This is a genomic window from Achromobacter spanius (assembly GCF_039673305.1).
Lineage (GTDB): Bacteria > Pseudomonadota > Gammaproteobacteria > Burkholderiales > Burkholderiaceae_B > Achromobacter > Achromobacter spanius_F.
Genome location: NZ_JBDJLJ010000004.1, coordinates 1 through 18,616, shown reverse-complemented (window position 1 = coordinate 18,616; position 18,616 = coordinate 1). Strand labels below are relative to the sequence as shown.

The 18,616-nt window shown below is 69.7% G+C and carries 18 protein-coding genes; 5 read left to right on the top strand and 13 right to left on the bottom strand.

Translation table 11 applies throughout. The features are described 5' to 3' along the window. Positions 1 to 59 precede the first annotated feature (59 nt). Together ABE485_RS05385 and ABE485_RS05380 are read left to right on the top strand one after the other, a co-directional pair. Positions 60 to 2,450, top strand: coding sequence for a TonB-dependent siderophore receptor (locus ABE485_RS05385; RefSeq protein WP_346514010.1), 2,391 nt, complete (start codon positions 60 to 62; stop codon positions 2,448 to 2,450). A gap of 7 nt (positions 2,451 to 2,457) precedes the next feature. Then, positions 2,458 to 3,681 carry a PepSY-associated TM helix domain-containing protein gene (locus ABE485_RS05380; RefSeq protein ID WP_346514009.1) on the top strand — a complete coding sequence of 408 codons (1,224 nt, stop codon included), beginning with the start codon at positions 2,458 to 2,460 and terminating at the stop codon, positions 3,679 to 3,681. A 16-nt stretch (positions 3,682 to 3,697) separates the two neighbouring features. On the opposite strand, the gene ABE485_RS05375 is transcribed toward ABE485_RS05380, so the two are convergent. The 12 genes from ABE485_RS05375 to ABE485_RS05320 form a co-directional block, all read right to left on the bottom strand. After that, the gene (locus tag ABE485_RS05375) at positions 3,698 to 5,089 is read right to left on the bottom strand and encodes an FAD-binding oxidoreductase (RefSeq protein WP_346514008.1); all 1,392 of its coding nucleotides are present in this window, start codon (positions 5,087 to 5,089) and stop codon (positions 3,698 to 3,700) included. A 223-nt stretch (positions 5,090 to 5,312) separates the two neighbouring features. Further along, the gene (locus ABE485_RS05370) at positions 5,313 to 5,552 is read right to left on the bottom strand and encodes a hypothetical protein (RefSeq protein ID WP_430795394.1); all 240 of its coding nucleotides are present in this window, start codon (positions 5,550 to 5,552) and stop codon (positions 5,313 to 5,315) included. A gap of 34 nt (positions 5,553 to 5,586) precedes the next feature. After that, positions 5,587 to 5,781 (bottom strand): hypothetical protein, encoded by a 195-nt coding sequence (locus ABE485_RS05365; protein WP_346514007.1) that lies wholly within the window; start codon positions 5,779 to 5,781, stop codon positions 5,587 to 5,589. A gap of 40 nt (positions 5,782 to 5,821) precedes the next feature. Then, on the bottom strand, positions 5,822 to 6,493 hold the full coding sequence (locus ABE485_RS05360; RefSeq protein ID WP_346514006.1) for a BON domain-containing protein: 672 nt from the start codon (positions 6,491 to 6,493) through the stop codon (positions 5,822 to 5,824). A gap of 251 nt (positions 6,494 to 6,744) precedes the next feature. Next, entirely contained in the window at positions 6,745 to 7,029 is a 285-nt protein-coding gene (locus ABE485_RS05355; RefSeq protein WP_346514005.1) for a hypothetical protein, read from the bottom strand. Between the two features lie 58 nt (positions 7,030 to 7,087). Next, positions 7,088 to 7,756, bottom strand: a complete 669-nt coding sequence (locus ABE485_RS05350) for a glycosyltransferase (protein ID WP_346514003.1) — start codon at positions 7,754 to 7,756, stop codon at positions 7,088 to 7,090. Continuing rightward, complete coding sequence (locus tag ABE485_RS05345) at positions 7,753 to 8,355, bottom strand: class I SAM-dependent methyltransferase (protein WP_346514001.1); 603 nt, start codon at positions 8,353 to 8,355, stop codon at positions 7,753 to 7,755. Before ABE485_RS05345 ends, ABE485_RS05350 begins: the two co-directional genes overlap by 4 nt. Next, positions 8,343 to 9,383 carry an acyl-CoA dehydrogenase gene (locus tag ABE485_RS05340; protein ID WP_346514000.1) on the bottom strand — a complete coding sequence of 347 codons (1,041 nt, stop codon included), beginning with the start codon at positions 9,381 to 9,383 and terminating at the stop codon, positions 8,343 to 8,345. The genes ABE485_RS05345 and ABE485_RS05340 overlap by 13 nt, the downstream gene beginning before the upstream one ends. Positions 9,384 to 9,440: 57 nt before the next feature. Continuing rightward, positions 9,441 to 10,121: a ligase-associated DNA damage response endonuclease PdeM gene (pdeM, locus tag ABE485_RS05335; protein ID WP_346513999.1), complete on the bottom strand. Its 681-nt coding sequence runs from the start codon at positions 10,119 to 10,121 to the stop codon at positions 9,441 to 9,443. Then, the gene (locus ABE485_RS05330; RefSeq protein ID WP_346513997.1) at positions 10,105 to 12,567 is read right to left on the bottom strand and encodes a ligase-associated DNA damage response DEXH box helicase; all 2,463 of its coding nucleotides are present in this window, start codon (positions 12,565 to 12,567) and stop codon (positions 10,105 to 10,107) included. Before ABE485_RS05330 ends, pdeM begins: the two co-directional genes overlap by 17 nt. Continuing rightward, on the bottom strand, positions 12,564 to 14,168 hold the full coding sequence (locus tag ABE485_RS05325; RefSeq protein WP_346513996.1) for an ATP-dependent DNA ligase: 1,605 nt from the start codon (positions 14,166 to 14,168) through the stop codon (positions 12,564 to 12,566). Before ABE485_RS05325 ends, ABE485_RS05330 begins: the two co-directional genes overlap by 4 nt. A gap of 46 nt (positions 14,169 to 14,214) precedes the next feature. Beyond that, a complete protein-coding gene (locus ABE485_RS05320; protein WP_346513995.1) occupies positions 14,215 to 15,219 on the bottom strand; it encodes a ligase-associated DNA damage response exonuclease in 1,005 nt (334 codons plus the stop codon). Here ABE485_RS05320 and ABE485_RS05315 point away from each other — a divergent pair. Both ABE485_RS05315 and ABE485_RS05310 read left to right on the top strand, forming a co-directional pair. Continuing rightward, positions 15,218 to 15,484 (top strand): hypothetical protein, encoded by a 267-nt coding sequence (locus ABE485_RS05315; RefSeq protein WP_346513993.1) that lies wholly within the window; start codon positions 15,218 to 15,220, stop codon positions 15,482 to 15,484. The two genes, ABE485_RS05320 and ABE485_RS05315, sit on opposite strands and share 2 nt — an antisense overlap. Positions 15,485 to 15,522: 38 nt before the next feature. After that, on the top strand, positions 15,523 to 16,938 hold the full coding sequence (locus tag ABE485_RS05310; protein WP_346513992.1) for a 3-deoxy-D-arabino-heptulosonate 7-phosphate synthase: 1,416 nt from the start codon (positions 15,523 to 15,525) through the stop codon (positions 16,936 to 16,938). A 16-nt stretch (positions 16,939 to 16,954) separates the two neighbouring features. Here the strand turns inward: ABE485_RS05310 and ABE485_RS05305 are convergent, their stop codons facing one another. Then, on the bottom strand, positions 16,955 to 17,899 hold the full coding sequence (locus tag ABE485_RS05305; protein ID WP_346513991.1) for a LysR family transcriptional regulator: 945 nt from the start codon (positions 17,897 to 17,899) through the stop codon (positions 16,955 to 16,957). 90 nt (positions 17,900 to 17,989) lie between these two features. On the opposite strand from ABE485_RS05305, the gene ABE485_RS05300 reads away from it, so the two are divergent. Continuing rightward, the coding region (locus tag ABE485_RS05300) for a CoA transferase (protein WP_346513990.1) at positions 17,990 to 18,616 on the top strand (627 nt) is incomplete at its 3' end.

Below are 18,616 nucleotides of genomic sequence, written 5' to 3'. Positions count from 1 at the left end.
GGCGGCCTCGTTCGACATAGGGAATGACAACCCCAGTTTGAACCAGGACCGCATCCGCCATGCCCAGCCCCACCCGTCTTCCGACGCCTCGCCTGTTCCGTCTCCTGCCGCTGTGCGCGGCCCTGGCGCTCGCGCCCGCCGCCTACGCCCAGCCCACCCGCGTGACGGTCGAACAGGCCGCCGCGCCGCTGGAATCCGCGCTCAACCAATACGCCGGGGCCGCCCGGGTGACGCTGTCATTCGACCCGGCCCTGACGGCCGGCAGGCAGGCGCCGGCGCTGCGCGGCGGCTATTCGGTCGCGGACGGATTCGCCGCCCTGCTGGCCGGCAGCGGCCTGGTCGCCGAACAGACCGGCGAGCGCCACTTCGTCATCCGCCCCGCCGCGGCGCCCGTCAGCACGCTGTCTCCCGTCACCGTGACCGGGGAATCGGCGGCCGAGCGCTACAACCCGCCGACCACCGTCGGCTCGAAGACGCCGCTGACGCAGCGGCAGATCCCGCAGTCGATCAGCATCGTGACGCAGGAGCGTATGCGCCAGCAGGCGATGCAGACGCTGGACGACGCCATGCGCAACACGGCCGGCGTCACGGTCGAACGGCGCGACAACAGCCGCTCGATCTTCCATTCGCGCGGCTTCGACATGACGTCGTACCAGATCGACGGCATCCCCACGCAATACGACTGGCGCATGCTGTCGTCCAGCGACCTGGCCGTCTATGACCGGGTCGAGGTGCTCAAGGGCCCGGCGGGCCTCTACAACGGCGCGGGCGGCCTGGGCGGCGCCATCAATCTGGTGCACAAGCGGCCGGAAAAGGAATTCGGATTCGAGGGCAGCGTGTCCGCGGGCTCGTGGGACAACTACCGCTCGCAGGTGGACCTGACGGGCGGCCTGAACGAAGACGGTTCGCTGCGCGGGCGGCTGGTCGGGGTGTACCAGGACCGCCGCTTCTTCTACGACAAGACCAACGAACAGCATTCCGTGCTGTACGGCGCGCTGGCCTATGACTTCACGCCCAGCACCACGCTGACCGTGGGCGGCAGCAGCCAGAAACGCGACATCCACGCGTCGATGTGGTCGATCCCGGCCTACATGACCGTCGGCCCCGGCGGCCAGCCCAGCTTCTCGCTGGCCGACATCAAGCGTTCGACCTTCCTGGGCGCGGACTGGAACCGCGACCAGTTCACGTCCAACGAGGCATTCGCCGACGTGGAGCACCGGATGGGCAACGGGTGGACGGCCAAGCTGTCCGGCCGCTATGCCGAAAACAAGCTCGACCGCGAGCAGGCCTACGGCTGGGGGCCGGCCAACACGTCGAACGACCTGATCCAGCTGCTGTCGGCCAAGGGCCCCACCCGCCAGACGCAATCCTCCTACGACGCCTACGCCGATGGCCCGTTCCAGCTGTTCGACCGCAAGCACAACCTGACGCTGGGCACCAACTACACCGACTCGCGCTTCGACAACGAGTGGAACTACCCCACGCCCAACTGGGCGCCGCTGATCGACATCACGCGGCCGCGCTCGGACTTTGACCGCCTGGACTACGCCTTCAACAATGGCAACCATGCGCGCACCAAGCAATGGGGCATCTATTCCAACCTGCGCCTGCAACTGGCCGAACCGCTGACGCTGGTGGCCGGCGGCCGCTTCAGCTGGTGGGACCTGACCTCCACCCAGCGCACGCTGGCCGGCGAAAAATCGCAGGACGCCCGGTTCAACGGCAAATTCACGCCCAACGTCGGCCTGATCTACGACCTGAACGAGACCTACTCGGTCTACACCAGCTACTCCGAGATCTTCACGCCGCAGAACGGCTACACCACGGCCGACGGCAACATGCTCAAGCCGCTGGAAGGCAAGCAGGTCGAGGCCGGCATCAAGGGCGAATACCTGGACGGCGCGCTCAATGCGTCGTTCGCGGTCTTCGAGATCCGCGACCAGAACCGCGCCACGCTGGCGCCGGACTCCACCACCGTCTACACGGCCAACGGCAAGACGCGCAACCGCGGGTTCGAGCTGCAGGTCAACGGCGAGATCCGGCCGGGCTGGAACGTCTATGCCGGCTACACCTGGCTGCAGGCGCGCGTGGACCAGAGCGCCTCGTACGATTCGAACGTGACCGCCGTGGCGCCCCGCCACCTGCTGCGCCTCTGGACCGACTACCGCCTGCCCGGCGACTGGAACCGCTACACCATCGGCGGCGGCGTCAACGTGCAAAGCGGCACCTACGTGGCGTTCCCCCAGTACAACGGCGCGCGGCTCGAACAGGGCGGCTACGCGACGGTGGACCTGAAGTTCGGCTACGAGATCAACCGCAACCTGGACGTCGCGCTCAACATCACCAACCTGTTCGACCGCAAGTACTACGCGACCATCAGCTCGCCGCGTTCGCAGAACATCTTCGGCGAGCCGCAGGCCTTCCTGCTGACCCTGCGCGCGAAGTACTGAGCCGGCGATGAGCCTCGCGGCGCGCCCGTTCTGGGTCCGCGTGCACCGGTGGGCGGGCCTGGCCACCGCCCTCTTCCTGTGCGTGGCCGGCCTGACCGGCAGCATCCTGGCGTTCAAGGAAGAGCTGGACACGTGGCTGAATCCGCGGCTCTTTCTTGCGCCCGCCCAGGGGCGCGAGATGCTGGACCCCTTCGCGCTGCGCGACGCCGTGCGCCGGCAGCTTCCCTGGGCAAGCGTCGACCAGGTGCCGCTGCGGCGCGAAGCCGGCCGCGCCGTCGTGTTCCGGCTGGCGCCCAGGCCGGACCCGGCCACCGGCCGTCCGCTGCCGCTGCCTGCGACGCACGCCTTCGCCGATCCCTACAGCGGCAAGGTGCTGGGCTGGCGCGATGAAAACGCGCAGTCGCTGGCCCGCGAGAATCTGCTGCCCTTCATCTACCGCCTGCATCTGGACCTGACGCTGCCCGGCGTATGGGGCCGGCTGCTGTATGGCGTCATTGCATTGATCTGGACGCTGGACTGCGTCGTGGGCTTCTACCTGACCTTGCCCGCGCCGGGCGCGCGGCGCAAGGGTTTCTGGCGCACGTGGCGGCCCGCCTGGCTGATCAAGCCGCAGGCATCCGCGTCCCGCCGCACGCTCGACCTGCATCGCGCCTTCAGTCTGTGGCTATGGGCCCTGCTGCTGGTGTATGCCTGGTCCAGCGTCATGTTCAACCTGCGCAACCAGGTGTACATGCCCGTGATGTCGACCATCATGCCCTTCGACACCTCCTGGCGCGGCGCGCCCGTGCTGCCCGCGCCGGTGTCCGCGCCCGCGCTGGAAGGGCAGGCGGCGCTGGCGGCCGCGCGCCGCGCCATGGATGACCTGGCAAGAGAACGGGGCTTCACGGTGGACGGCGAGGAATCGCTGATGCTGGACCGGCGCCGCGGCCTGTACGCCTACCTGGCGCACAGCGACGCCGACCTGCGCCGGCACGTGGGCAACACCGCCATCCTGATCGACGCCAATACCGGCGAACGGCGCGGCGTCTATCTACCGACGCGGGGCGCGTGGGGCGACACCTTCAGCAACTGGCTGGGCGCGCTGCACATGGCCCATGTGTTCGGCCTGCCCTACCGGATCTTCGCCAGCGCGCTGGGACTGGTCGTCGTCATGCTATCGGTGACGGGCGTCCTGATCTGGCGGCGCAAGCAGCAGGGCCGTTCGCTCTCGAAAGCGCGACGGCCCGGCTGATGCGCCGGGCCTGCCGTCAAGGGGCCGCGGGCTTGATGTTCTGGTTGTGCCGGAACAGGTTCTGCGGATCGTAGCGGGTCTTGGCCTGGACCAGCCGGTCGAAGTTGTCCCCATAGGCCGCGCCCACGCGCGCCGTCTCGTCCTGCGTCAGGAAATTGACGTACACGCCGCCCTGCGAAAACGGCTCGGTGGCGCGGAAGATATCCCGCGCCCAGGCGATGCAGCGGTCGTCGTCCTTGGGGTCGTCCCAGCGTCCATGCACGTTCATGGCGAACTGCGCCGACCGGTGCGGATACGCCGTCGCCGTCGGCGGGACGCCCATCGCCACGCCGCCGATATGGCCGAAGAAGATCTCGCACTGCGGCGACGGCACGCCCTGCACCGACGCGACGACGGCATCGATGAGGCCGTCTTCGAGCTCGCCGATGTTGTGCGATTTCCAGTAGTTGCGCGCGCCCGGCGTCAGCAGGGGATCGAAGGCCTGCTGCCAGGCCGCGTACGGCATCGGTCCCAGGTGTTCGCCATACGGCTTGCCCAGCCCCCGCACCACCTCAACGGCTTGCGGCCCCTTGGCCAGGTCGCCCGTGTAGCAGGCGGCAAACGCGATGATGGGTTTGCCGTGCACCGACTCCGGCAGGAACGGCAGCGGCGGCGCCAGCCTCAGCACCGCCCACACCGTCAATTCCTGGGGCATGGTCTTGAGGGCCTCGCGATACTTCGCCAGCGCGTCCCTGCCCTGTTCCAGCGGCAGCACGACCAGCCCGCCATACACCTGCGGCCCCACGGGATGCAGCTTGAACTCGAACATCGTGACCACGCCGAAATTCCCGCCGCCGCCGCGGATCGCCCAGAACAGGTCCGGGTTGTCGTCTTCGCTGGCATGCACCATCTTGCCGTCGGCGGTGACGATGTCGGCCGACAGCAGGTTGTCGATGGTCATGCCGAAACGGCGGGTCAGCCAGCCGAAGCCGCCGCCCAGGGTCAGGCCGGCCACGCCGGTGGTGGAGTTGATGCCCAGGGGCACCGCCAGGCCGAACGCCTGGGCTTCGTGGTCGAAGTCGGCCAGGGTGGCGCCGGGCTCGACATAGGCCCTGGCGCGCGCGGGATCGATCCGCACCGACTTCATCGGCGACAGGTCGATCATCAACCCGCCGTCGCAGACGGCGGTGCCGGCGATATTGTGGCCGCCCCCGCGCACCGACAGCATCAGTTTGTTCTCCCGCGCGAAATCCACCGCGCGGCGCACGTCGGCCGCGCCCGCGCACCGCACGATGACGGCGGGCCGGCGGTCGACCATGGCATTCCAGATTTTCCGGGCGTCGTCGTAGCCGGCATCGCCGGGCGCCAGGACCTGGCCTCTTGCCGAGGCCTTGAGGTCGTCGAGGGAGCTGCTGGACAGTTTGTTCATCACACATCTCCTTGGAGGTGATGCATACACAAACAGCGTCTAAAGCAAGCCGCCTTTGGGTTTTGGCGCGACATGGAAGCAGCCTCCCGGGATAGGGGCCATGACCCTGAGCACCTGTTGTGTCCGGCAAACACCGCGCGGGGAGTAGCGGCATACGCCCTTGTCGTGCGCCGGCGCGTGCATGAACAAAAAGTATAGGCTTCGGGTCAAGGCGCAGGAAGACCTACGACTCATTTTTCAGGACGCCGCGCACGTTCAGCACGGCCAGGCCCAGTTGCAGCGCAATAAGCGCGTAGGCGCCATCATGCCAACCCCATGCCACCCACAGGGCATTGCTCAGCAGGAACACCCAGAATCCGGCGCTGCGCCGGGCCGCCACCCGGGACGCCACCAGCCAGGCGGCGGCCAGCGACGCCGCCATGGCGGGCCATTGCAGAAGGTCCCACAGTGCCTGCATATCCATGCATGCATACTGGTTCGGGGGATGGGGGGACGGCTCAGGGTTTGCTGCGCGCCCCCTGGCCGCGATTGCGCTGGCTCTGCTGATCCTGGCCCGTGCCGATCTGCGATACGTGGCCCTCTTTTTTGCTGCGATTCTGGGTATCGCCGTGGCTCGCCTGCGACGTGCGCGGTGTGTCGTCGGCACTGCGGTTCGGCGTTTCCTTGCCAGCGTCTTCCTTCGTCTTGGTCATGGTCCTGCTCCTTGTCTTTTATGGCTTCGCTGCACACCCGTCATTCCGTCGGGCTTTGCGGCGTCCCCGTATTCGATTGGCCGGCCGGCGCGGCGGCGCCGACGCGGATCCGGTTCTCGACGTCCTTCACGCCGGCGCACTCCACCGTGCAGTCCTCGACGTCATGCTTGGTGCGGCGGTCCGGCACCGTGCCTTCGAGCACGACCTTGCCGTCCACGACGGCCACGGATACATCGCTGACATCCAGGCCGCTGTGCGCCAGCGACTCGCACACGTTCTCGCGAACCCGCTCGTCCGAGCGGATGTAGCCTTTGGGATCGGTCCGGCGCGAACCGCGGTCGCGCCACGCCGTCATGCCGCGGCCGTAGCCGCCGCGCTCCGCGGTTTCGAACGACATCGGTTCTTCGCGTCCGGACGGGCGGTCGCCGTAATAGCCGCCTTCGTCGTCGCCGAACGAGGTCGGGCCATCGTATGCGCGTTCCCGGGAGCCATAGACCTGCTGGCGCTGGAACGAGGGGTCTTCGTTCGAAAAGCCGCCATAGCTGCTCTGGCCGGGATCGGCGCTGCGGCTGCGCACCGGTTCTCGGCTGTTGCGCGCACCGCCTGCGCCCTGGCGGGTTCCTTCGCCCTGGTAACCGAAGGATGGCGCCGGGTCGCGCCAGGGTTCCCGGTCGCCGCTGTATCGCGATGGATTCCTCGGATCTCTATTCATGTCGTCTCTCCCGTTGCAGGTTTCACATGTTGCGCGGGTACGGAGCAGACCGATCTGTGTCGTCCTTCCGACCCACGCCGATGCGGCAGCAAGTGCTGTGCCGCACGCCAATCCAATGCATCCGGGCAAGCGTCAACTCGCTGAAAGGCGGATAGGCCAAAAGCGGTCCGAATGCTAAGAATGGAGGCCATGCGGTCACAAACGGGCCACGAACCCGGAAGGGCCGCATCCGGCACAACGACACACGACATTCAGGAGATCAACATGGCTTCGGGATCCAGGCTGTCCGATGTAATCGTGAAACTCCCCGATCGTTCAACATGCCGCGTAGAAAGGCGTTTGATCGCAAAACGCAACCAGGACGCAGGCTCTGTTCCGAAATACGTATGCACCCTGCCCACGGGCGAACTCGTGACGTGGCTGGGCGGCGGGAAATACCGGCTGCCCTGCGGCGCGGTGGCGGTTGCGGTGGCGCACAAACCGCCGGAAAGATAGGCCGCGCCGGGATGGAACGCGGCTTGCTGAAGAACCGGCACGTTTCTTCCTGCGTCTGCAATGAATGCAATCTGGCCGGCCGCACCTAGCCGGCCGCGCCTAGCCGGCCGCGCCTGCCCCCGCTCGCAGGGCGCTTGCGAACCCGCCTTCAACGCGCGAGTATGGCCGGGCGCTGGTGGTGACGCGCGGCAGGCACGTCCAGGCGATGCGGGCGCCGCCCTGCTCCAGCCTGTCGACCAGCGCCTGGTCCTCGCTGCACGAGAGCGCGGCGAAGCCGCCGATCCGCTGGTAGACGCTGGCCGCCACGCCCAGGTTGGCGCCGTGCACATGGCGGTGGCCGTCGCGGTCCTGGTAGTGCCGGGCGAATGCGCTGCGCGCGCGCCGCGCGTGGACGCCATGCTCACTCCAATCCGACACCGACACGGTGCCGCAGACGACTTCCGCGTCCAGCGAAAGCTGATCGGCCAGCCAGCTCGCGGACACGCGGCTGTCGGCATCGGTGAACGCGAGCCACCGCGCGCCGGCGTCCAGCAGATGACGGGCGCCCAGCGCGCGCGCAATGCCCACGTTGCGGGCCTGGATGGCCAGGCAATGCACGGGCCAGGCGGCCGAAATCTCAGCGGTGCGGTCGCGGCAATGGTCCAGCACCACGACGATGCGCACGTCTTCCCGCGCCAGCCGCGGATGCCGCGCGGCGCGCGTCGCGGCGCTCAGGCAGGCCTCGATGTGACGTTCTTCATTGTGCGCGGGGATGCATACGCCGATCATGGCTTGCTTCCCGGTGAGCGCCGGCGCCACACGTCCAGGCGGAACTGCGTTTCGTGGTGGCGGACGATCGGGACCAGCTCGCCCATCGATCCGATTGCGTCGTGCACGGCGTCGGTGGACTGCATGCGGTCATCGAAGTCGGGAAGCCAGTGGCAAGCCACGATTTCCCCGCCCGGGACGAGCGAGGCGTCCGCCTCGCGCAGGAATCGCGCCAGCGCGGCGGCGTCCAGGTAGTACGCCAGTTCGGAAACCACGATCAGGTCGAAGCCGGCAGGCGGCATGGGGAGCCATTCGGCGGACAGGTCCAGGGCAAAGAGGTCCACGTGGCTCATGCCTTCGGCGGCCAGGCGGTCGCGGCAACGCTCGACCGCCACCTTGGAAACGTCCACCGCACACACGCGGTCGCAGCGCCGCGCCAGGCAACGCGTCAATTGCCCCTCGCCGCAACCCGGCTCGAAGGCATGGCGGTAACGCTCGCGCCCGAGACTGGCCAGCAACAGGCCGCGCTTGCGGCGCTCGTACCAGTCGCTGGCCACGCGCCACGGATCGGGATGGGCGCGATACAGCCGTTCGAAGTGGTCCGCGGCTATAGATCCCATGGCGCGCCCTCCTGGTTGCGCACGACGCTGCCGTGCGCGGCCTGGTCGCGCTCCGCGTGGCTCTGCCGGATGAAGACCGGCAGGTCCGCCATCATCCGGGCAAATCCCGCGTCGCGGCACAACGGCCCCGCTCCCAGCGCGCGCCCCGCGCGTTCCATCACCTGCGACGCGGCCGATTCGACTGCCAGGCGGGCGCGGGCGCACGCCAGCGCGCAGTCATCGCGCGGCTGCGCATCGATCCGCGCGGCAGCTTCCCGCAGCACCGCGCCCGCCTGCGCCACCGCGACATCGACAGCGCCCAGGTGCGCCAGCCGGTGCGGATCGGCCGCATCGGCCGGCAAGGCGTCGCGCAGGTGGCGCGCGATGCTGACCATGGCCCCATACCAGCAGGCCGCCACGCCCGCGCCGCCGTGCAGGAAGCCGGGGCGATGCACATAGGCGCCGGGGTTTCCAACGGGCGTGCAAGGGACATCCTCAAAAACCACGTCGACGCTGGCCGACGCTTGCATGCCCACCGCGCGCCATCCCTGGTTCGTTACCCGCACGCCCGCCTGACGCAGCGCCACAACCGCCAGGCAAGGTTCGCCGGCCGCATTCCACCCGCTCACCAACGCATGCGTCAGCGATGCGGCGCCCGAGCACCAGGCCTTTGCGCCGCGCAGCGCCGTGGCGCCGTCCGGCAGCGCGACGAGCTCCACGCGATGATCGGGCGGCTCGGCGCACCAGACGCCCCACAGGCCGCCATCGACAGGTTCGGGCACCCCCAGTTCGGCCAGGATCGCCAGCGCATCGGTATGGCCTTCATAAAGCTTGGCAAGGCTCAGGTCCGCCTCGCCCACGCAAGCCAGCGCCCGCCACCGGTCCAGCGTGGCGCCCGAACCCGGCAACGGAAGCCGGTCGCATTCCTTGGCGACCAGGGCGCGCAGCCATGCGGCGGGGTCCAGCGGCGGATGCGCGTCGGCCAGCACCGCGCGAATCCGCAGCGAGGAACATGCATCAAGGGGTATAGAGCCGGGAGTATCGGTCATGGCGGGAATCCGCGCGGCGGGAATGCACCGCTTCCAGCAAACGCCGTGCCTGTTCCCTCAGTGCGGATGGGGCGGCGGCGTCCAGCCCAGCGGCAATGCGGACCCGTCGACGCACGCCACCAGCGCGTCGCCCTGGCCCGCGTCCACGGCGTAACCGCCCGTGAAATCGGAGAACGCCGGCAGCACCGTCATGTCCGGCCGCAGCCAGAAAGCCGGCCAGCTTCGCGGCACGCCCGGCGCGCGGGTCTTGGGATGCACGTGGCCGGCGATCACATGGCGCCCCCTTGTGTCCGGATGCGGCAGATGTCGGAACACGAACGGGCCGTCGTCGCACGCCTCGCCCAATTGGCGTACGCCCAATGCCGCGCCATCCAGGGCCCGATCGTGATTGCCGGCCAGCACGGCCACGTCCACGCCGGCATGTTCCTGGCGCCACGCGATCCAGGCATCGCGCCATGCGGCCCGCGAGGCTGGCCCGTGCAGCACGTCGCCCACGATCCACAATTCCCGCGCGCCCGTCGCCGCGACCAGGTCCGTCAACCGCGCCAGGTCATCGCCCGTGGCCCCGCGCGGCACCGCGATGCCGTGCCGCCGGAAGACGTGGCTCTTGCCCAGATGCAGGTCCGCGATGACCAGCCTGGCGCGCGCCGGCCAATGCAGCGCGCGCGCCCCAAGCAGGACCACGTGCTCGCCGGCCAGCGACAGCGCAAGCCCCTCGGACTCAGGCGATCCGGGCATAGCGTTTCTCCAGCTGGGCGGCGGCGCGGCGGACGCGCGCCTGCCAGGTTTCGGTGCTGAGCTGACCGCGCAGGCTTTCGGTCCACAGAGGAAACGACAACGGCGTCAGCGCGCGGGGCTCGCACAAGGCCAGTGCGCGATCCTGGCAGTTCCGCAGCGCGGCCATCAGGCGCGGCGCTTCGAGCTGCAGTTCGAAGACCTCGCGCTCGGCCTGCGCCAGCAGCAGATGATCCGGATCGTAGCGGCGCAGCACGTCGTAGAGCAGGCCGCTGGACGCCTGGACCTGCCGCAGCGAACGCGCCGCCTGCCCGGGCAGCGAAGGCGTCAGCAGGCCGGCGACCCGCGCGATCTCGCGGAACTGGCGGCGCGCCATTTCGCCCAGGTTGACGCCGTCGCGCAGATCGTCGGCCATGCGCTCGGGACTCATCAGTTCGCGCAGCAGCGCCTCGTCCAGATCGGCGGGTTCGGCCAGCGTGAGCATCAGGCCGTAATCGTTGACGGTGTATGAAAACGTGTTGGCGCGCCGCCGCCCCCAGCGCAGCGCGACGATGGCAGCGATGCCTTCGTGGACGGCGCGGCCGGCAAAGGGAAACAGGAAGAGATGCATGCCGCGCCGCGTACCGATCCGTTCGGCCACCAGCCGCCCGCGGTCCGGCAACGCGCTGGCCTCCCGCTGGATCCGCAACAGCGGCTCCACGGCGCGCATTTCCGGATGCGCGCCGGGATGGGCATAAAGGCTTTCCACTTCGCCGGCGAGCTGCGTGGACAAGGGCATGCGGCCGCCCTGCCAGGTCGCGACCGGGCCGTCCCCGCCCTTGGCGCGCCGTACGTAGGCGATCATGCCCTCGAGCCGCACCAGCTCCAGCGTGCGGCCCGCGAACTGGAATCGATCGCCCCGCCGCAGGCGCGCGAGAAACCCCTCTTCGACCGACCCCAGACTTCCCCCGCGCAAATACCTGACGGCCACGGCGCCATCCGCGGTAATGGTCCCGATGGACAGGCGATGACGGAACGCGATGCGCCGGTCGTGCACGCGGTAGCAGCCGTCGTCGTCGCGCACGACGCGCTGGAAGTCGGGATATTTGGCCAGGGCGCGGCCGCCCTGCACGATGAAATCCAGCACCGCCTGCCAGCTGGCGGCGTCCAGCCCGGCATAGGCATGCGTACCGCGGATCTCGTCGTACAGCGCGGCGGCCTCGAATCCCCCGCCCAGCGCAAGCGTCACCGCATGCTGGGCCAGCACGTCCAGGCTGCCGACCGGCGGCACCCGCGATTCGATCTCGCCGCGCGCGATCGCCTGGCGCGCCGCGGCGTATTCGATCAGTTCCAGGGCCTGCGCCGGCACGCAGACGACGTTGCCGGATTCCCCCGGCCGGTGTCTGGCCCGGCCGGCGCGTTGCAGCAGGCGGGCCACGCCCTTGGGGCTGCCGATCTGCAGCACCTGGTCCACCGCGGGGAAATCAACGCCCAGGTCCAGGCTGGATGTGGCCACCACGCAGCGCACCGTCCCTTCGCGCAGGCCCTGTTCCACCGCAGCCCTCAGTTTGGGGTCCAGCGAGCCGTGATGCAGCGCCAGCGTGGCGGGATCCTCGGGCCAGATCGATTCCAGCGCGCGATGCCACAGTTCGGCCTGCGCGCGGGTGTTCGTGAACAACAGCGTGGCGCGCACATCGAAGAGCCGCCTGAAGACCCGCTCCAGTTGGGACAGCCCCAGGTGGCCGGCCCACGGCAATGCGCGGCTGCGCTCCGGCAGCAGGGTCGATATCTGGATCCTGCGCGGCCGCGCGCCGGCAACCAGCGGGCTGTCGGGCGCATGCGGCAGCAGCACGGCGCGCGCCTCTTCCAGATTGCCCAGCGTGGCGGACAGGCCCCAGGTCCGCGTTGCCGGCGACAGGCGCCGCAGGCGCGCCAGGCATAGCTGCAGCAGGACGCCGCGCTTGTTGCCGAGGAGCTCGTGCCATTCGTCCACCACGATGCAGCGCAGGGCGCGAAAGCGCGTGGAGGCATCGGCGTAGGACAGCAGCAGCGCCAGCGACTCGGGCGTGATCACCAGCACGTCCGCCTTGCCCTGCCGGGCCAGCCGCTTGTCGCGCGCGCTGGCGTCGCCGGTGCGCAAGGCCACCGTCCACGCCAGTTGCAGCTCGCCGGCAACCTGGGCCAGCGCGCGCGCCGTGTCGGCGGCCAGCGCGCGCAGCGGCGTGACCCACAGGACGCGCGGCCCCTCCCCCGCCGCCGCACGCGCCGGCGCGTTGCCCGCCAGCGCTTCCAGCAGCGGGCCGCCAAAGGCCGCCAGGGTCTTGCCGCTGCCGGTCGGCGTGTGCAGCAGGCCGGATTCGCCGTCCAGATAGCGCCGCCAGGTCTCGCGCTGGAACGGCGCGGGCTTCCATCCGCGCGCGGCGAACCAGGCGGCCAGCGGCGCGTCGCGGCCGCGAGGCGCCGCGCTCATCGCGCCAGCGCCTTCAGCGTGTCGAGCTGATCGGCCTGGTCGGCGGGCTTGTCGCGCCGCCAGCGCAGGATGCGCGGAAAGCGCACCGCCACGCCGGACTTGTGCCGCCTGGACAGGTTGACGCCTTCAAAGCCCAGCTCGAACACCTGCACCGGCTCGACAGACCGCACCGGGCCGAAGCGCTCGCGCGTATGTGCGCGCAGCCAGCGGTCCAGTTCCAGGATTTCCTTGTCGTCCAGGCCCGAATAGGCCTTGGCGATGGGCACCAGCGCGTCGCCCTGCCACAGGCCGAAGGTGTAGTCGGTGTAGAGCGTGCTGCGGCGGCCGTGGCCGGACTGCGCATACAGCAGCACCGCGTCGATGGTCAGGGGATCGATCTTCCACTTCCACCAATCGCCGCGCCGCCGGCCGCTCTGGTAGCCGGCGGTCCGGCGCTTGAGCATGAAGCCTTCGACGCCGCGCTCGCGCGATTCGGCGCGCAGCGTGTGCGCCTCGTCCCAGCTGTGCGGCGCGATCACCGGCGACAGCCGCAGGCGCGGATCGGGATGCCGCCGCAGCAGCGCTTCCAGTTGTTCGCGGCGCCGTGCCTGCGGCAAGTCCCGCAAGTCCGCTCCGTCCAGTTCCAGCAGGTCGTACGCCAGCATCCGCACCGGCGCGTCGGCCAGCCACTTGGGCCCGGGCTTCAGGCGCTGGATGCGGGTCTGCAGCGCGGCGAACGGCATGGGCTCGACGTCGTCGTCCCGCCAGGCGAGCAATTCGCCGTCCAGCACGCAGTCGGCGTCCAGCGCGGCCGCCGCAGCCTCGACTTCGGGAAACCGGCCGTCCAGGCGCTCCTCGCCTCGCGACCACAGCGCAACTTCCCCGCGGCGCCGTATCAGTTGCGCGCGAATGCCGTCCCACTTCCATTCGAGCAGCCAGTCGCCGATGGGTCCCAGCAGCGCGGGCTCACCGTCCAGCGGCGACGCCAGGAAGAAGGGATAGGGCTGCTGGCGGTCGCCCGGCAGTTCCTCGGCGCTCAGCAGGTCGCGCAGGAAAGCCGGATTGGGCGCCCATGCGCCCAGCATGCGCTGCGCGATCCGCGCGATCGGCACGCCCGACATTTCAGCCAGGGCCTGCTGCACCATGCGCTGCGACACGCCGACCCGCAGCGCGCCGGTCAGCAGCTTGTTGAAGACCAGGCGTTCCTCGAACGGCAGGCCCAGCCAGGCCGACACGACGACGTCGCGGCGTTCGGCTTCGTCGCGGTTGGCCACCGGCGCCAGGACCTCTTCGATCCAGTCCGCCAGCCCACGCTCGGGCGCCGCGTGGACCGGGTCGGGAATCAGCAGCGCCAGCGTCTCGGCCAGGTCGCCGACCTGATCGTAGCTGGCGTCCACCAGCCATGGCGCGGTGTCCGATGCGGCGGCCGCCCAGGCCCGCAGTTCCGCCACCCCCGCGATCTTCCTGCGCGCGCTCGTGACCTTGCCGCCAGCCAGCAGATACAGCGCCCACACGGCGTCGCGCGGCGGCGCATCGCGGAAGTAGGCCACCAGCGCGGCACGCTTGTCCAAGGTGGCGGTGCTGCGGTCCAGTTCCTGATACAACGCCGCGAATCGCTTCATGTAGGGGTCCCGGGGCCTGTTGATCCTGAAGAGCCTCGCACAGGCCCTAGTCGTCTTCTCCGTACTGCGTGGCGAGCGTCTCTGCCGCAACGCCGGACTCGTTCAGCGTGCGCACCAGCGCGTCGGTATCGCCGTGCGTGGCGATCACGCGCCGCGCGCCGGTCTCGCGGATCGTGCGCAGCAGGTCCGGCCAGTCCGCATGGTCGGACACGACAAAGCCGCGGTCCATGTTGCGCCGGCGGCGGTTGCCGCGCAGCCGCATCCAGCCCGACGCGAAGCCGTGCTGCGCCTTGCGAAACCGCCGCAGCCACGCGCTGCCCGCCGCCGACGGCGGCGCCAGGATCAGCTCCCCAGCAAATCCCGTACCCGGCGCCGGCGGCGCACCGTCCGCATCGATGACCAGCCGCGTGTCGGCCATGTCGATGCCCGCGCGCCGGTAGACGTCGACCCCTGCCGCGATGGCGCCATGCAGGCAGACCGGACGGTCGATGAAGGGCTTCAGTTCAGCCAGGACCCGTTGCGCCTTGCCCAACGCATAGCAGTAGAGAATGGCGGCCTCGCCGCGTCCGGCGCAATGGTCGCGCCATTGCACGATGTCGCGCGCGACGTCGGCCGCGCTTGGCCACCGGTAGATCGGCAGCCCGAAGGTGGCCTCCGTGATGAAGGTGTCGCAGGCGACGACTTCGAACGGGCTGCAGGTGGGGTCGGGCTGGCGCTTGTAGTCGCCCGACACGACCCACACCTGCCCGTCGGCCTCGATGCGGACCTGAGCTGACCCCAGCACATGCCCCGCCGGATGCAGCGACACGCGGGCGCGGCCCAGCGTGAAGGCCTCGCCATAGCCGTGGACGCGGTAGTCCTGCTCACCCAGTCGCCACTGCAGGATGGGCAGGCCCTCGGCGCTGGTGTGGTAGCAGCCCATTCCCACCCGCGCGTGGTCGCCGTGGCCGTGGGTCAGCACGGCCGTGTCCACCGGACGCCAGGGATCGATGTAGAAATCGCCGGCCGGGCAATACAGGCCTTCCGGACGCAATTGCACGATGTCGCGCATGGCACGCTCCCGTCGGGGCGCGGCGCGAGTGTCCCTCGCGGCCGCCGTGCTTTCGTTATACCCCGAAGGCGCGCCGCCGCCGCTCGCGCCAGGCATCGCGAAACCATCCGATGTGGAATTCAAGATTCCGTTGCAGACGATGGCGTCATTAGCCGGTAGTGTCGAAAGCTGGCTTAAAGGAGAAAATATGCGCACCAAGCACATCCTGACTCTTGTTGTCCTGGTTGTCGTCGTCTCTGTCGCCCTGTCGCTCGTCCCCTGGTAGCCGCACCCGGCAGGCGGCGGCCCTGCACCGGATCCTTCATGCCCCAGTCCTTGACGCCATCCCTGCTGGACCACACGCTGCGCATCGTCGCGCGCCGCTATCGCTTGCAGGACCTGCCTGACCCGACGCCCGGGATGCAGGAATCCGATCCATCGACCGCGCTGGCAATCGCCATCGAGCAGGCACGCGCCAGCCTCGCGCGCGGCGAGGCGCCCGCAGCCGCGCCCCGCCGCCTCTTCATCGGCGCGCTTGCGTGCCTGATCCGCACCGCCCTGCGCGAACCGAACGGCGATGCGGTCTTCCAGGCCATGGTGCTGCGGCACCGCGCGCCGCGGGTGCGCGAGCACGCGTCGCTCTGCGCGCATGCCGGCCGCGACCGCCGCGCAGTCCGCACCGCCGTCGATGCGCTTGCCCATCCCGGCAAGCGGCGCAGCCTTTCGCCCGGCCCCATCCCTGATGCGCTGGCGCAGCTGCATGCAGCGGCTTCGTCGGCATCCTGGACCGTATTGGCGGATCAGGCGGCCCGCCTCCTTGCCATGCCTGATGCGGTCGTCGATACGCCGATACGGCAGGGCCTTGTGCGACTACAAAACGATCCCGCATTGGCGCGCCTGAAGCGGCTGGACGAACTGGCCTCGGACCCGCTGGTGCAGCGGTATCAGGCGCTGTGGGACAGACAGGGTCCGCGTCCGGGCAGCGCCCAGGCCGCCGAGCAAGGCGCGACATCGCGCCGCCGCGGCGACGCCGTCGAAGCCATGGCTGCAACGACGCTCGACACGCTGGCCCGCGTGCTGGCCAAGGACGAAGGCGAGCCTTATCGCGTGGCGACCTCGCTGCGCGTGCCATCGTCGATGCCGGGCGACCCGGAACGCGCCAAGACCGAGTGGGACGTCGCACTGCTGCGGCAAGCGGGGGATGCCGGGGCGGCCCATGCCGGGGCGGCCCGTGCCGGAGCGGCCTGGGAGGTACGCCTTCTCGTGGAAGCCAAGGCCTCCGTCGATGCCGCCACCACGGACCTGCCGCGCCTCGTGCGCGGCTTGCGCCTGCTTGCGAAGGCCGATGAGGACACGGCTTATGCGTTCGGCAGCCGGCAGGGAACGATGCTGCTGCACGGCGCTTCGCTATCCGCGCTGAAGACCGACGAAGCCGCCCTGGCCGCCACGGTCCTCTACTTCTGCGATGCTCCCGCGGAAACCGTGCCCCGCCTGCTCGGCGCGGCCAGCCGGATGCAGCTGTTGTCGGCCCCGGCCAGCCTGGAATTCGCCAGCCGGCTTGCGGATGGACAGGATGCGCAGGCGCTGGCGCTTGAGCCTATCTGGCTTGAACTCGTGGCATCGCCCAGGTGGGGCGCGGTGCTCAACCAGTATCCGCTGCTGCGCCAGGTCCGCGCGCTGATGGTGCATCCCGACGACCTGCGCGCCGCGATCGACGCCGCAAGCCGGCGCGCGGCGTGACACCGCGGGATCAGTCTCACGCCGCGCCGGCGGGGATCCTGCCCCAATCCCCCGCGTGGCGTTCGATGTGCTCGCGGATGAAATCCGCCAGCACGCGCGTGGCCATGGAAGGAAAGCGGTTGGGCGCGGTCAAGAGATAGATCGCGTCGCCCACGCCTTCGGGCTCGAACGCCGGCAGCACCTCAAGCAGTTCCTGGTCGCGCAGCTGGCTCCATACGGCATACCTGGGCAGCAAGGCCACGCCCAGCCCCGCCAGGACGGCGTCGCGCAGGAACGGGTAATCGCCCGACTGCAGCCTGGGCGCCACGCGCAGGATCAGCGGATCGCCCTGTGCCTGCTTCAGGCGCAGGTCGAAGCGGCGGCCCAGCGATTGCGGCGCGATGAGGCCGCAGCGTCCCAGCTGCTCGATGCCCTCTACCTGCCCGTTGTCCGCCAGGAAGGCGGGCGATGCGCACAGGCACCACTGGATGCCGCACAGGCGGCGCGCGACGTGGTCTTCGGGCGGCTGCGAAGTGATCTTCAGCGCCAGGTCGACCTCGGCGGAAATCAGGTCGCCGATGCCGTCGTTGATATGCACGCGCAGCGCAATGTCCGGATAGGCGCGCGCAAAGTCGAGCAGCACGGGCGCCAGATACAGATGGCCCAGCCCCGTGGGCAGCCGGATGCGCACGTCGCCCCGCACGGCGCCGTCCAGGCTGTCGATGGCGGCCTGCGCCGAACGCATTTCGTCGAGCAGCCGGATGCCGTGCTGGTAGAGCAGCTGGCCGGCCTGGGTCAGTTCGACGTGGCGGGTCGTGCGCCGGAAGAGCTGCGCGCCCAGGTCCAGCTCCAGCCGCTTGAGCCGATGCGACATGTTCGACCGCGTCATGCCGCAGCGCTGCGCGGCGGCGCTGAGATTGCGCGACTCCACCATGGCCACGAACAGTCTGACCAGGTTCAGGTCCGGCATATTGTCAATCATGGTTCACCATTCAAGGCACAAACAGGTGGATTGTCCAATGCTCCGGCCGAGTCTAGCATCGACCCCATCTCCCAAGCTTCCCAGCCGCCCATGCCCACTTCCCCGATCGACCCGACCACCGGCCCCTATGCAGGCCTGCGCGTGCTGGACATCAGCCAGGGAATCGCGGGCCCGTACTGCGCGCAGCTGCTGTGGCAGCAGGGCGCGGACGTCGTGAAAGTGGAGCCGCCGGACGGAGACTGGGGCCGCCACGTCGGCGTGGTGCGCGACGGCCACAGCGCACTATCCATCGCCTACAACGTGGGCAAGCGCGGCGTGTGCCTGGATGCGCGCCAGCCGCGCGGCAAGGCCTTGCTGGCGGACCTGGCGCAACGCGCCGACCTCGTCATCCAGAATTTCCGGCCCGGCGTCGCCGAGCGGCTGGGCGTGGGATATGAAGCGCTGGCCGACCGCCGCCCCGGCCTGGTGTACGTGTCCATCAGCGGGTATGGCGAAGACGGCCCCAGCGCGCACGCGCCGGCCTCGGATTCGGTGATGCAGGCCGACAGCGGCCTGATGTACGCCAACCAGACACCCGCCGGCGAACCCCGGCGGATCGGCCTGCTGATGGCCGACATCGCCACCGCGCTGTACGCCGCGCAGGCCGCCGGCGCGGCCCTGGACCGGCACGCGCGCAGCGGCCGCGGCGAGCCTGTGCGCCTGAGCCTGGTCCAGCCC

What these genes read in the sequence shown, in the direction of transcription:
- ABE485_RS05385 (WP_346514010.1), top strand. Translation starts at nt 60, where the DNA reads ATGCCCAGCCCCACCCGTCTTCCGACGCCTCGCCTGTTCCGTCTCCTG.
- ABE485_RS05380 (WP_346514009.1), top strand. Translation starts at nt 2,458, where the DNA reads ATGAGCCTCGCGGCGCGCCCGTTCTGGGTCCGCGTGCACCGGTGGGCG.
- ABE485_RS05375 (WP_346514008.1), bottom strand. Translation starts at nt 5,089, where the DNA reads ATGAACAAACTGTCCAGCAGCTCCCTCGACGACCTCAAGGCCTCGGCA.
- ABE485_RS05370 (WP_430795394.1), bottom strand. Translation starts at nt 5,552, where the DNA reads ATGGATATGCAGGCACTGTGGGACCTTCTGCAATGGCCCGCCATGGCG.
- ABE485_RS05365 (WP_346514007.1), bottom strand. Translation starts at nt 5,781, where the DNA reads ATGACCAAGACGAAGGAAGACGCTGGCAAGGAAACGCCGAACCGCAGT.
- ABE485_RS05360 (WP_346514006.1), bottom strand. Translation starts at nt 6,493, where the DNA reads ATGAATAGAGATCCGAGGAATCCATCGCGATACAGCGGCGACCGGGAA.
- ABE485_RS05350 (WP_346514003.1), bottom strand. Translation starts at nt 7,756, where the DNA reads ATGATCGGCGTATGCATCCCCGCGCACAATGAAGAACGTCACATCGAG.
- ABE485_RS05345 (WP_346514001.1), bottom strand. Translation starts at nt 8,355, where the DNA reads ATGGGATCTATAGCCGCGGACCACTTCGAACGGCTGTATCGCGCCCAT.
- ABE485_RS05340 (WP_346514000.1), bottom strand. Translation starts at nt 9,383, where the DNA reads ATGACCGATACTCCCGGCTCTATACCCCTTGATGCATGTTCCTCGCTG.
- pdeM (WP_346513999.1), bottom strand. Translation starts at nt 10,121, where the DNA reads ATGCCCGGATCGCCTGAGTCCGAGGGGCTTGCGCTGTCGCTGGCCGGC.
- ABE485_RS05330 (WP_346513997.1), bottom strand. Translation starts at nt 12,567, where the DNA reads ATGAGCGCGGCGCCTCGCGGCCGCGACGCGCCGCTGGCCGCCTGGTTC.
- ABE485_RS05325 (WP_346513996.1), bottom strand. Translation starts at nt 14,168, where the DNA reads ATGAAGCGATTCGCGGCGTTGTATCAGGAACTGGACCGCAGCACCGCC.
- ABE485_RS05315 (WP_346513993.1), top strand. Translation starts at nt 15,218, where the DNA reads ATGGCACGCTCCCGTCGGGGCGCGGCGCGAGTGTCCCTCGCGGCCGCC.
- ABE485_RS05320 (WP_346513995.1), bottom strand. Translation starts at nt 15,219, where the DNA reads ATGCGCGACATCGTGCAATTGCGTCCGGAAGGCCTGTATTGCCCGGCC.
- ABE485_RS05310 (WP_346513992.1), top strand. Translation starts at nt 15,523, where the DNA reads ATGCCCCAGTCCTTGACGCCATCCCTGCTGGACCACACGCTGCGCATC.
- ABE485_RS05305 (WP_346513991.1), bottom strand. Translation starts at nt 17,899, where the DNA reads ATGATTGACAATATGCCGGACCTGAACCTGGTCAGACTGTTCGTGGCC.